13 protein-coding genes are annotated in these 13,319 nt (G+C 36.7%); all 13 read left to right on the top strand.

Annotation, left to right across the window (positions count from 1 at the left end; genetic code table 11):
• Position 1: 1 nt before the first annotated feature.
• The 13 genes from FNLLGLLA_RS06305 (at position 2) to FNLLGLLA_RS06245 (ending at position 13,315) form a co-directional block, all read left to right on the top strand.
• Positions 2 to 613 carry a CpsD/CapB family tyrosine-protein kinase gene (locus FNLLGLLA_RS06305; RefSeq protein WP_101928163.1) on the top strand — a complete coding sequence of 204 codons (612 nt, stop codon included), beginning with the start codon at positions 2 to 4 and terminating at the stop codon, positions 611 to 613.
• Between the two features lie 77 nt (positions 614 to 690).
• On the top strand, positions 691 to 1,890 hold the full coding sequence (locus FNLLGLLA_RS06300) for a DegT/DnrJ/EryC1/StrS family aminotransferase (protein ID WP_004697277.1): 1,200 nt from the start codon (positions 691 to 693) through the stop codon (positions 1,888 to 1,890).
• Entirely contained in the window at positions 1,884 to 2,570 is a 687-nt protein-coding gene (locus tag FNLLGLLA_RS06295; RefSeq protein WP_004693385.1) for a sugar transferase, read from the top strand. Before FNLLGLLA_RS06300 ends, FNLLGLLA_RS06295 begins: the two co-directional genes overlap by 7 nt.
• Positions 2,571 to 2,581: 11 nt before the next feature.
• Positions 2,582 to 3,448: a LicD family protein gene (locus FNLLGLLA_RS06290; RefSeq protein WP_101928164.1), complete on the top strand. Its 867-nt coding sequence runs from the start codon at positions 2,582 to 2,584 to the stop codon at positions 3,446 to 3,448.
• 9 nt (positions 3,449 to 3,457) lie between these two features.
• A complete protein-coding gene (locus tag FNLLGLLA_RS06285; protein ID WP_101928165.1) occupies positions 3,458 to 4,180 on the top strand; it encodes an IspD/TarI family cytidylyltransferase in 723 nt (240 codons plus the stop codon).
• Positions 4,173 to 5,222, top strand: coding sequence for an NAD-dependent epimerase/dehydratase family protein (locus FNLLGLLA_RS06280; protein ID WP_101928166.1), 1,050 nt, complete (start codon positions 4,173 to 4,175; stop codon positions 5,220 to 5,222). Before FNLLGLLA_RS06285 ends, FNLLGLLA_RS06280 begins: the two co-directional genes overlap by 8 nt.
• Positions 5,219 to 6,286, top strand: a complete 1,068-nt coding sequence (locus tag FNLLGLLA_RS06275) for a glycosyltransferase (RefSeq protein WP_101928167.1) — start codon at positions 5,219 to 5,221, stop codon at positions 6,284 to 6,286. Before FNLLGLLA_RS06280 ends, FNLLGLLA_RS06275 begins: the two co-directional genes overlap by 4 nt.
• A 19-nt stretch (positions 6,287 to 6,305) precedes the next feature.
• Positions 6,306 to 7,547, top strand: coding sequence for an O-antigen ligase family protein (locus FNLLGLLA_RS06270; protein ID WP_101928168.1), 1,242 nt, complete (start codon positions 6,306 to 6,308; stop codon positions 7,545 to 7,547).
• Positions 7,525 to 8,457, top strand: coding sequence for an ATP-grasp fold amidoligase family protein (locus tag FNLLGLLA_RS06265; protein ID WP_101928169.1), 933 nt, complete (start codon positions 7,525 to 7,527; stop codon positions 8,455 to 8,457). The genes FNLLGLLA_RS06270 and FNLLGLLA_RS06265 overlap by 23 nt, the downstream gene beginning before the upstream one ends.
• Complete coding sequence (locus FNLLGLLA_RS06260) at positions 8,441 to 9,574, top strand: CapA family protein (RefSeq protein WP_232055016.1); 1,134 nt, start codon at positions 8,441 to 8,443, stop codon at positions 9,572 to 9,574. The genes FNLLGLLA_RS06265 and FNLLGLLA_RS06260 overlap by 17 nt, the downstream gene beginning before the upstream one ends.
• The gene (locus FNLLGLLA_RS06255) at positions 9,574 to 11,028 is read left to right on the top strand and encodes a lipopolysaccharide biosynthesis protein (protein WP_101928171.1); all 1,455 of its coding nucleotides are present in this window, start codon (positions 9,574 to 9,576) and stop codon (positions 11,026 to 11,028) included. Before FNLLGLLA_RS06260 ends, FNLLGLLA_RS06255 begins: the two co-directional genes overlap by 1 nt.
• A 22-nt stretch (positions 11,029 to 11,050) precedes the next feature.
• Positions 11,051 to 12,148: an NAD-dependent epimerase/dehydratase family protein gene (locus FNLLGLLA_RS06250; RefSeq protein ID WP_101928172.1), complete on the top strand. Its 1,098-nt coding sequence runs from the start codon at positions 11,051 to 11,053 to the stop codon at positions 12,146 to 12,148.
• Positions 12,149 to 13,315: a nucleotide sugar dehydrogenase gene (locus FNLLGLLA_RS06245; protein WP_101928173.1), complete on the top strand. Its 1,167-nt coding sequence runs from the start codon at positions 12,149 to 12,151 to the stop codon at positions 13,313 to 13,315. It begins immediately after the preceding gene.
• The last annotated feature ends 4 nt before the right edge of the window (positions 13,316 to 13,319 follow it).

Genomic DNA, 13,319 nt, shown 5'->3' with positions numbered 1-13,319 from the left:
TATGATTAGACTAATTTCTAATGAACGTGGTGATACACCACTTGTGGAAGCATACCGTACATTGCGTAGCAATCTTCAATATGTATGTAACCAACATAAATGTAAACTTATTTGTATTACTGCGGCTACTAGTGGTGAAGGAACTTCTGAAGTGGCAGCTAATACAGCATTAGCTTTATCTAAAAATAATAATAAAGTTCTTCTAGTAGATGGTAATCTACGCAATCCAGCACAACATATAGCCTTTAATGTACAAAATAAAGGTCTTACCAATGCGGTGATGATGGATGAAGATTTGACGATTCATCGTAATGTAGTGCCTCATTTGGATGTGCTTACGGCGGGTGAAGTTGTTGAATATCCATCTGATATTGTAGATTCTAGCAAATTACCTACGATTTTTGAGTATGTACGTGATGAATATGATGTGGTTATCATCGATACACCACCCGTATTGTCTGTTACAGATGCCGTTGTATTGGCCGAAAAATCAGATGGTGTAGTGTTAGTTGTTAAAAATGAAGTAGTTAGTCCAAAAGATTTGATTGAAGCTAAGAAACGGCTTTCACAAGTAGGCATTCCTCTTTTAGGATCCATCGCGATTGACGCGTAATATAACTGTTTTGATTAACATTCTATGTGATAAATCAAGCGTATCAATATGGTACAGAAAGTATTGAGGTGATTTATATGAGAATTAATTTTTCTCCTCCAGATATTACAGAGTTAGAAATCAATGAAGTCGTTGAAGCCTTAAAAAGTGGGTGGATTACGACAGGTCCTCGTACTAAAGAATTAGAAAAAAAGATTGCTCATCAGTTAGGTACACCTAAATCCGTTTGTTTAAACTCTGCTACGGCAGCGCTTGAAATGTCTCTTCGCGTATTGGGGATTGGACCTGGAGACGAAGTCATAACTAGTGCCTATTCCTATACAGCTAGTGCAAGTCCTGTTGTTCATGTGGGCGCCACATTAGTGCTTGTTGATACACAGAAAGATGCTTATGAAATGGATTACGATGCAGTAGCTCGCGCTATTACACCAAAAACAAAAGCAATCATTCCCGTTGATGTTGCAGGTGTACCTTGCGATTATGATCGACTACGCTCCATTGTGGATGAAAAGAAATCTCTCTTTACACCTGCTAATGATATTCAAAAAGCAGTAGGTCATATTCCTATTGTGGCTGATTGTGCTCATTCCTTTGGGGCCTCATATAAAGGGGTACAAACAGGTAATGTTGCAGACTTTAGTAGCTTTTCCTTCCATGCAGTAAAAAATTTTACTACTGCTGAAGGCGGCTGTGCTACATGGCGTCATATAGATGGTATTGATGATGAAACTATTTACAAGCAATTCCAATTGCTATCTTTGCATGGTCAAGATAAGGATGCTCTTGCAAAAACAAAAGCAGGTGCTTGGGAATATGATATTAAAGGTACCTATTATAAATGTAATATGACGGATATCATGGCGGCTATTGGACTAGCTCAATTTGAAAGATACCCAAAACTTTTGGCACGTCGTAAAGAAATTATTGAAGCTTATGATACAGCATTTAAGGATTTACCTGTTACATTGTTGAACCATTATACAAATGAGCATGAAAGTAGTGGTCACTTGTATTTAGTCCGTTTAGACGGCCGTGATGCGCAATACCGCAACAAGGTTATTGAAGCTATGGCTGAGGCTGGCATTGCGACGAATGTCCATTATAAGCCAATTCCAATGCATACGGCTTACAAAAACTTAGGCTTTACAATCGATGATTATCCAAATGCTTATGACCAATTTAAAAATGAAATTACATTGCCACTTCATACGCTCCTTACAGATGAAGAAGTGCAATATATCATTAAACAGTTTAAAAGGATTATTACCGAATGCTAGTAAAGAACTTTCATGATCTACCAAAAGAGCTTCAGTGTGAAGCGGTTCGTCCCTATTTTGAAATATTAAATCAAAGGCGTATAAGCCTTCTTTGCAAAAGCATTTTTGACCGCGTAATGGCAGCGGGAATGCTTATTACATTAAGCCCTATATTCTTGGTACTAGCCATCATGATTAAACGAGATAGTGAGGGAGAGGTTTTTTTTCGTCAAACTCGAGTGACACAGTACGGTCGTACCTTTGGCATCTATAAGTTCCGTACTATGGTAAAGAATGCGGAATCTTTAGGTGCACAAGTGACATCACAAAATGATATGCGTGTTACGAAGGTAGGCAATATGCTTCGCAACTGTCGTCTCGATGAATTGCCTCAGCTTATTAATATCCTTTTAGGAGATATGAGCTTTGTCGGTACAAGACCTGAGGTTCCACGTTATGTGGCTGCTTATACAGATGAAATGAAAGCTACCTTATTATTACCTGCTGGTGTTACCAGTGTTGCCAGTATTACTTATAAAGATGAAGATCAACTTTTACAAAATGCTCAGAATGTTGATGAAGTCTATATAAATGAGGTTTTACCGGGTAAGATGGCTTGGAATTTAAGGAGTATTAAGGAGTTTTCTTTTTTACAAGATATAAAAACGATGATTGATACAGTATTAGCTGTATTACGTTGAAAGAGGTCCCTATGAGTACATCTATGACAAAGGAAATACAAGAAAAAGAGCTGAATATGTTACTGTACTTTAAAGAGTTCTGTGATAAACATAATTTGCGCTTTTATCTTTGCGGCGGTGGTCTCATTGGGGCTATACGTCATAACGGCTTTATCCCTTGGGATGATGATTTAGATCTTTTCATGCCTCGTCCAGATTATGAAAAGTTAGCTAAATTATGGCCAAAATATGCTGATACTGAACGATTTACGTATTGTCGTACTGATCGCAATCATATCTATCATGATGCAGGAGCTTCTATTAGAGACAATAATACGACTTTTATCAATCGTCATAGTATGCATGAAGATGTTTGTCATGGTTTGGCACTTGAAATTATGCCTATCGATGGCTGTGCACCCGGCAAAATTAGTCGTGCATTGCAGTTGATGTGGGCCATGACTTTTGCACTCTTTAATGCACAGCGTTTGCCTGATAATAAGGGACCAACATATCGCGCTTTAGCGGGTTATATTTATAAAATCTTTTCAAGTCAATCTATACGCTATCATATTTGGCGATTTGCAGAAAAGAGAATGACTCAATACGACTTTGATACGAGTGATGAGTGTACGGAGTTAATCGGTAGCTTAAAAGGTATGAAGCTACGTCATCCTAGAGAGGACTTTGCTTCTGTTGTATATAAAGACTTTGAAGGTCATCAAATACCTGTTATGAAAGGGTATGAGAGATATTTGCGCCTTATTTGGGGCGACTATATGCAATTACCACCTGTAGAGCAACGTGTAGCAAAACATGATGCAGTATTTGCTGATTTACATACACCTTACAAGGAGTATAAAGGCATACATTATGCCAAAAAAGAAGCTCAACCATAAGGAGGGCCTATGAAACGAATAGCAGTAATCTTTGCGGGTGGCGTAGGTGCTCGTATGAAAAATAGCAAGACGCCAAAACAATTTTTAGAATGGAACGGTAGACCGATTTTGATTCAAACCTTAGATGTATTTGAACAAACGGAGACTATTGATGGGATTGTTCTTGCCTGTAAAGTAGAATGGATTGATTATACAAAGCAACTCATAGAAAAGGCGGGGCTACAAAAGGTATTATCCATTGTGCCTGGTGGTGAAAGTGCTTTGGAATCCCAATATAATGGGCTAGTAGAGGCTAAGCGTTTATTTCCTGAAGACGCGGTGACTGTATTGATTCATGATGGGGTTCGTCCACTTGTAGATAATTCTACTATAGAGAGAAATATAGAATCTGTTGAATCAAAGGGGTCTGCCATTACTGTTACTCCAGCTATAGAAACGGTTATGGTTACCCAAAATGGTTCTATTAAGCATATTTTAAATCGTAATGAATGTCTCATGGCTAAAGCTCCTCAGAGTTTTAGATTAGATGATATTATATCAGTTCATAATCGTGCAAAAGATGAGGGCATTCATGACTTTATTGATTCCGCATCGATGATGATGCACTATGGATATACTCTATATCCTGTATTAGGGGAAACTGAAAATATAAAGATTACAACTCCATCTGATTATTATATGTTCACAGGGATTATTAAAAATCGTGAGCTAGGAGGATTAAAAGATGAGTAATTCCGTTATTCAACGTGAGTTAACGGCTTTAGTACATGAAAAAAATTACTTTCATTTCCTCCGTCATCAACGCATTCTTATAACAGGTGCAACGGGGCTTATTGGATCGATGTTTATAAAATTACTTATACTTGCCAATGAGACTCATGACCTGGATTTAAAAGTGATTGGTCATGTGCGAAGCCATGAAAAGGCAAAAACCATTCTCGGTGAGTATTTAGACAATAAGTCGTTAACCCTAGTAGATGGCTCATTAGAATCTATTGATGTGCCATGTGATTATATTTTGCATGGAGCCGCACCAACACAATCTAAGTTTTTTGTAGAACATCCAGTAGAAACTATCCGTACCTCTATTTATGGTACGGAGGCCATGCTCGAGTTAGGCCGTCGAAAAAAGGTAAAAAAAGTAGTTTATTTATCTAGTATGGAACAATATGGTGTACCTTATGAGTCTGGTCAAGTTATGACTGAAGACCGATTAGGGTATCTTGATCATCTAAATATTCGTAGTTCATATTCTGAAAGTAAGAGACTATGTGAATGTTATTGTAAGTCCTATGCTGTGGAATATAGCGTTCCTGCTGTAATAGCTAGACTAGCTCAAACCTTTGGTCCAGGTGTTCCAGTAGCTGATAATCGCGTTTTTATGCAGTTTACTAAGAGTGCTATTAAAAAAGAAGCTATTGTACTTCATACAAAGGGTGATTCTATGTCGAATTATTGCTATATTACTGATGCCTTAACTGGGCTTTTAACTCTTTTAAAAGAGGGACTACCTGGTGAAGCATATAATGTTTGTCATGATGAGGAGACGCGTTCTATTGCAAGCATTGCTCATTTAGTGGCAACTCATGTTAGCAATGATAAGAGTGAAGTCATCTTTGATATTCCAAAAGATGTACAAGGGCTTGGCTATGCGCCGACAGTGCATATGTTCTTAAGTTCTAAGAAGTTAAAATCCCTAGGTTGGCAACCTAAGGTATCAATGGCACAAGCTTATATAAGACTAGCTGAATATATCCAAGAGGAAGGCTTATGAAAAAGGAAATAATAATTGTCACCATCTCCCTTGGTAATGATGGGGCTGAACGAATCTTAACAGAGTTGGCTCGTCAGTGGGTACATGATGGTCATCATATTACAGTTATCCAAACAAGCCCTAATCGATATGGTAATGAATATGCGTTAGAGGAAGGTATTGAACAAATCGAAATTCATACTACAAGCTCTAATAAAGTTATTCGCTTTATGCAAGAAATAAAAGAACTAATCAAAATCTTAAAGACTAGGCCAAATGCGACATGCTTATCTTTTTTGTCTGCATCGAGTTTTATCTTATCGATTAGTTCTTGGTTTATAAAAAATCGCATTGTTTTTTCTGAACGCAATAACCCGCGTATGGTACCTATTGGGTGGCATCAACAAGCGTTGCGCAATTTTGCTTTTCGATTTGCAGATGCACTAGTATTTCAAACGGAAGATGCTCGTTCTTATTTCCCAAAATATGTCCAAAATCGCGGTGTTATTATCCCCAATCCTATTAATGGTAAATTGCCGTCACCCATAGAAGGGGAACGAGAAAAGACAATCGTTACAGCTTGTCGTTTGCATCCGCAAAAGAATTTGCCTATGATGATCAATGCCTTTAGTATGTTGGCAGATGAGTTTCCAGAATATAAACTTGTCATTTATGGTCAAGGTGTATTAGAGGATGAACTACGAGCTCAAATTAAGTCTCTTAATTTAGAGAATCGCGTTTTATTGCCTGGATTTGCTAGTAATATTTTAGAAAAGGTAGCCCCTTGTTCCATGTTTGTATCATCTTCTGATTTTGAAGGCATTTCAAATTCTATGTTGGAAGCATTGGGCATGGGTCTGCCGGCAGTAGTTACAGACTGTCCTGTAGGCGGTGCTCGTATGGTAATTAAAAGTGGAGAGAATGGTATCCTTGTGCCTGTAGGTGATACGCAGGCTATGTATGAAGCTATGCGCAGTATATTAAAAGATCCTGCACTAGCGGCTAAACTTTCACAGAATGCCATCAAAGTACGCGATGAATTTCCATTATGGAAAATCGCAAAACGTTGGTTAGAAGTTTTATGAGTTGTAAGGAGGAGAACCATTGAAGTTAAATATTACGGCTCTTGCTGATCGCATGATATGGTTCATAACTCTAATCTTTTTAGTGTTGTCGTTGACCATTTCCTTTGCCCTTGGCGAAGCGAACTATGGTGCGTATGTATTATTTGTATGCTTATTTGGTCTCATCATTTTTTATCTTATACGAGAACAGGGTGTTATAAAACTGCGGTTTAATTGGATGCATGCTTATATGTTACTTTTTATTGGTGCTTGTTATCTAAGTGCGATTAATGCCACAGATGTTTCCGTAGCTATGAGCCGAAGTTTTGATATGGTCAAGATATTCTTTATGCTCATCATTTTATACATGTGTTATCAAGATAAGAAATCGGTGGATACATTATTAAAGATTGGCATGTGGACAGGCTATATAGTTTGTTTCTATACTGTTTATTTCTACGGTTTAGATTATTTTATTACTGTTTTATCATCCTCAGCACGTATTGCTAATGATGCATTGAATGCGAATACGGTAGGGTTATTGGGGGCCAATGCTATTGTTATGACCTTGTATTATATGCTATATGACCGTCCTCGTTGGTGGCATATTATTGCATTACCAACACTTGGTATTTTAGCGGCTACAGGTAGTCGTAAGGCCTTAGTCTTTGTCGGTGTTGGTACAGTATTACTCTTTATTTTTAAAAGTTTTCGTAGTACTAATGCGGTCAATTCTATTGTAAAAGTTATTGGTTCCTTATTAGGTCTTACCATTATAGGTATTGCGGTATTGCAATTGCCGATGTTCTCTGAAGTATTAGACCGAATGTCTAACATGGTAGAAGCCTTTACAGGCACAGGGGGGGACTCATCCACTATTATTCGGTTAGCTTTGGTAGATATTGGATGGGACTTATTTTATCAATCTCCCATAACTGGTGTAGGTATCAATAATCCATCTGTATATACTTTTTTCGTATATGGTAAAGATAATTATTACTTGCATAACAATTATATTGAGTTATTAGCTGGCACGGGTGTCATTGGTTTACTAGCCTATTATTCAATGTATCTCTATGTAGCTTATAATTTAATTCGCTATCGTGATATCCATAGTAATGAATATATAATGGTACTTATTCTATTTCTTTCACAGATTGTTATGGATATGGGGATGGTTTCTTATGAAAGTAAAAGTACTTATTTTTATATGATGTTGTTTTATTTAGAGGTGCAACTGCTTCGGAAAGGACGAAAACATGAAGTTCAGAAAATTGTGTAATGTTGGTATGTCCTTTCTAACAAAACCTTACTATCGTACGAGGGTATTAATTAAATCGGGTTATTATGACTCTTTGTCTGATGAAGACTTTTTGAAGAAGGTATTTCCTAAGTATATGGGATACCCTTTAGATCTAGAAAATCCAAAAACTTTCAGCGAAAAGTTACAATGGCTTAAGGTTAATTTTAGAGACCCAATACAAACAGTGATGGTTGATAAACATGAAGCTAAACATCTTATTGCTCAACGTGTAGGTAATCAGTATATAATACCTACGATTTCCGTATGGAACTCTGTAGATGATATTGACCTTGATAGGTTGCCTAATCAATTCGTTTTGAAATGTACACATGATAGTGGAGGCATCGTTATTTGTAAAGATAAATCAACACTTGATTGGGAAGCAGCAAAAGCTAAATTAAGAACATTCTTAAAACAGGATTATTCACGTATTGCTAGAGAGTGGCCTTATAAGAATGTTCCTCGACGTATTATCGGAGAGGAATATTTGTCGGAGTTAGGTAGCAATGACATATTAGATTATAAGATGTATTGCTTTCATGGTGAACCAAAGTTAACAGTAGTATGTTCTAATCGTTTTTCTAAAACAGGAACGCGTATGAACTTCTATGATATCGATTGGAATCCTATGGGAATTCATTTTGGACATTATCCACCGTTACCTACAGAGTTTCCAAAGCCAGACACATATGGTGAAATGCAACAGGTTGCGATGGAGCTTAGCAAAGGGTGTCCATTTTTGCGTGTTGATTTTTATGAAATTAAAGGGCATCTATTTATTGGAGAATTAACATTTTTTCCTGGTGCTGGATTTGAAAGATTTCGTCCTATGTCAAAGGATTATGAATTAGGAGAGTGGTTACATCTTGAGAATGTACATCGGGGCTGATTTAGTTCCTACGGATATTAATAAAATATTATTTGAAAACGGTAATGGAGAAGCTTTTTTAGGAAAAGAGCTTTATGAAATTTTGAAGCAATCGGATTTAAATGTTTTCAATTTAGAGGTTCCTCTTACTGATATAGAGACACCCATCGTAAAATTTGGTAATAATTTAATTGCGCCTACAAAAACAATTAATGGATATAAGGTGTTAGAGCCGTTATTTTTAACACTGGCTAATAACCACTCCTTAGATCAAGGGGTGGAAGGGTTGACGACAACATTAAATTTGTTGAAGCAGCATAAGATTGCTCATGCTGGAGCTGGAGCTAATTTGAAAGAGGCTAAGAAGCCATTTATCTTTGAAAAAGATGATATACGTATTGGATTCTATCTTTGTACAGAGAACGAGTTTACTATGGCTACTTGTCATACAATGGGGGCTAATCCTTTTGATGTGCTAGAAAGCTTTGACGAAGTGAAAGTTTTAAAGGCACAATGCGACTATGTCATCGTTCTATATCACGGCGGCAAGGAATTCTATCGCTATCCATCTCCTATGCTACAGAGATATTGCCGTAAATTTGTCGATAGTGGAGCGAATCTCGTTATCTGTCAACATAATCATTGTGTAGGGTCTCGTGAAGATTACCAGGGAGGCACTATCATTTATGGACAAGGCAACTTTATCTTTAATTCCGATTTTTTTGTAAACCATCAAGAGTTTATTAAAGATTCAATACTAGTTACTGTAGACGTAACTAAGGATGATTTTGTGGTGTCTGAATTGCCTATTCGTAGAACCGATAATGGTACACGATTAGCCACAGAAGTTGAAGCTACAGAAACATTAGAGGATTATAGAAAACGTAGTGAAGAAATTAAAGACCCTCACTTTGTGACTCAAGCTTATAAGGTCTTTGCTGATACACATGTAAAACGTTATTTGCGTGAGTTTTTAGGTAGATCATTTATTGTACGCGCTATTAATACTTTATTGGGCCGAAAATTGGTAGAACTTATTTTGGGCAAAACGAGTTATTTAGCAATACAAAATTATTTGGAATGTGAAGCTCATCATGAACTATTCTTGAGAGGCATTAAGAATATCAATAAGAAATAATGGATACTAAAATCGTAGCTGCTGCTAAATGGTCTGTTATTACAGAGGTTTTGGCAAAGCTTATCACACCACTGACAAATATAATATTGGCTCATATGTTAGCACCGACTGCATTCGGCATATTGGCGACGATTATGATGGTTATATCTTTTGCGGAAATGCTTGCTGATGCGGGTTTTCAAAAATTTCTTGTTCAGCATGAGTTTGAAAGTGCCCAAGATAAGCAAGAGGCTACAGATGTGGCCTTTATTGCCAACCTAGTGTTTTCTCTAGTTTTATGGAGCGCTATCATAATCGGTCGTGATGAATTGGCTGTATTAGTAGGTAATGATGGCTTAGGTATACCTTTAGCCGTGATGGGCGCTATGATTCCTTTATCTGCTTTTAGTAGTGTCCAAATGGCATTGTATCGAAGAGATTTTAATTTCAAGTTTCTTTTAAATATTAGGCTCATAACAATTCTTACACCTATATTGATATCTATACCAATGGCGCTTATGGGGTACGATTATTGGTCTTTAATTGCTGGTATGCTAGGGTCTCAGCTATTTACGGCGTTGGCATTATTAAAGAGTCGGAAGAATCAAATTCATCTGTTTTTTAGTAGTCGCGTCTTTATGAATATGTTTAACTATAGTGCATGGTCTTTAGCTGAAGCATTTTCTATATGGCTCACTGCTTGGGTGGATACATTCATTATTAGCCGTTTTTTAGATGCTTATTATTTGGGTATATATAAGATGCCAATGGCTATTGTTACGACTGTAATGGCTATGGCTACAGCATCTTTGGCTCCTGTATTATTCGCGGCTTTAAGTCGTGTGCAAAATAATCAACAGGCCTTTTCGAATACATTCTTTACATTCCAACGCTATATGGCTCTATTTTTGGTACCTCTAGGTGTAGGCTTATTTGTATTTCAAGACTTTGTTGTTCAGCTTTTACTAGGACCACAATGGACGTTAGCGGGCATTGTATTAGGTTCCTGGGCATTGAGTTCGGCTATTATGACTGTAACAGCTAATTTGATTTCCGAAATATTTCGTGCAAAAGGGATGCCTAATCTATCATTTTGGACTCAAATATTACATCTAGTAGTTTTAATACCAGTTATTTATATTTGTATTCAATATGATTTCAGTACCTTTGTATATGCTCGATCGTTAGTAAGAATGGAAATGCTAGCAGCTTCTATGTTGCTACTAGCTTTATTTGTCAATATGAGTACATTTCGCATAATATCTAATATCAGTGTATATCTCATTACAGCATCTATAGTTGGGTTAATTGCCTATAGTATTTTACATCTCTATGATGCAGTATGGTGGACCGTCGTCTGTATGCTTTTATGTGTTGTATTATATGTGGCTATTTTATACGTCATTCCATCTGAGCGCATAATTATTGCTTCTGGCTATAAAAAAGTCTTAAGTAAAGTAAAACGACATAATTAACAGAACTATGAAAGGAGTACATATGCTTTCAAAAAATGTAGATTTAAACAACACGGTAATCCTTGTAACAGGTGCCGCTGGATTTGTAGGGGCTAATCTAGTTATGTCCTTACTATCTGAAGCAGAAGGGACTCAAATTATTGGCATAGATTCTGTTAATGATTACTATGATGTAGCATTGAAAGAGTATCGATTGCAACAGATTGATGAACTTAGCAAAAATAATAAGAATATATGGATTTTTAAAAAAGGGAATATTGCAGATAAGTTCTTTGTTGATGAAATTTTTGCTATCTATAAACCACAAGTTGTAGTGAATCTAGCAGCTCAAGCAGGGGTTCGTTACTCTATTACTAACCCCGACGCCTATATCGAGTCTAATATTATTGGATTTTATAATATTCTAGAAGCTTGTCGTCATTCTTATGATGATGGTGAAAGAGGTGTAGAGCATTTAGTGTATGCATCATCTTCTTCTGTATATGGTGCAAATAAACAAATTCCATACTCTACAGAGGATAAAGTAGATAATCCTGTATCTCTTTATGCAGCTACAAAAAAATCAAATGAGTTATTGGCTTATTCGTATGCTAAATTATATAACATCCCTAGCACAGGGCTTCGTTTCTTCACTGTATACGGTCCTGCAGGTCGTCCAGATATGGCATACTTTGGTTTTACAAATACATTACGTAATGGTGGGACAATTAAAATCTTCAACTATGGCAATTGTAAGCGTGATTTTACCTATATCGATGATATTGTAGAAGGCGTTTCTAAGGTTATGTCTACTGCACCAGAGCGTCGCAATGGTGCGGATGGCTTGCCGGTTCCACCGTACGCTATTTATAATATCGGCAATAGCAACCCAGAAAATTTACTTGATTTTGTGCGCATTCTTTCAGAGGAATTGGTTTCTGCTGGTGTTTTACCAAAGGATTATAATTTTGAAGAACATAAAGAATTAGTGCCTATGCAACCAGGGGATGTGCCTGTTACATATGCTGATACAAGTGCGTTAGAAGCAGATTTTGGCTTTAAACCTAATACAAGCTTACGAGAAGGGTTAAAGCGTTTTGCCATATGGTATAAAGATTTCTATATGATGGAGGGCAAATAAATGAAAATTGCAATTGCTGGTACAGGCTATGTAGGCCTTTCCAATGGTGTGTTGTTAGCTCAACATAATGAAGTAGTAGCCCTCGATATCATCCCAGAAAAAGTAGATATGTTAAATCGCAAAGAGACGCCTATTGTAGATGCTGAATTGCAAGAGTATTTAGCTACTAAGGAGTTAAACTTCAAAGCTACACTTGACCCAGTAGAAGCTTTTAACAGTGCAGATTATGTTATCATTTCGACACCTACAAATTATGACCCACAAAAAAACTTCTTTGACACATCTTCTGTTGAACAAGTTATTAAAACTGTGCTAGAGATTAATCCTGATGCAGTAATGATTATTAAATCAACTGTACCAGTAGGCTATACGGTACAAATGCGCAAAGAATTTAATACGGAGAATTTAATTTTCTCGCCAGAATTCTTGCGTGAAGGTAAAGCCTTATACGATAATTTACATCCATCCCGTATTGTTGTGGGCGAGGATTCTGACAGAGCACGTTGTTTTGGCCAATTATTAGCAGAAGGTGCTATTAAAGAAAATATTCCACAATTATATACTGATTCTACGGAAGCGGAAGCAATTAAATTGTTTGCTAATACGTATTTAGCATTACGTGTAGCGTATTTCAATGAGTTAGACTCCTATGCTGAAGTACGTGGCCTTAGCACAAGTCAAATCATCAAGGGGGTTTGTTTAGATCCTCGTATTGGAGATTTTTATAATAATCCTTCCTTTGGTTATGGTGGTTATTGCTTGCCAAAAGATACAAAGCAATTATTAGCTAACTATAATGATGTACCACAAAATTTAATTTCTGCCATTGTTGATGCGAATAGAACACGTAAAGATCATGTGGCAGATACTATTATTGCTAAAAATCCGAAAATTGTTGGTATCTATCGCTTGACCATGAAGATGAACTCTGATAATTTTAGAGCATCAGCCATTCAAGGTGTTATGAAACGTATTAAGGCGAAAGGGATTGCTGTGGTAGTATATGAACCTACACTAGATGCAGAAGATTTCTTTAATTCGCCAGTTATACGTAATTTTGAAGATTTTAAGCGTGTTAGTGATGTCATTGTAGCTAATCGCTGGGATAGTAGCTTAGAAGGTGTAAAAGATAAAGTTTATACAAGAGATATTTTTGATAGAGATTGATGCA

It is taken from the genome of Veillonella parvula (assembly GCF_902810435.1).
Taxonomy (GTDB): Bacteria; Bacillota; Negativicutes; order Veillonellales; family Veillonellaceae; genus Veillonella.
This window is presented reverse-complemented; position numbering and strand designations above follow the sequence as displayed.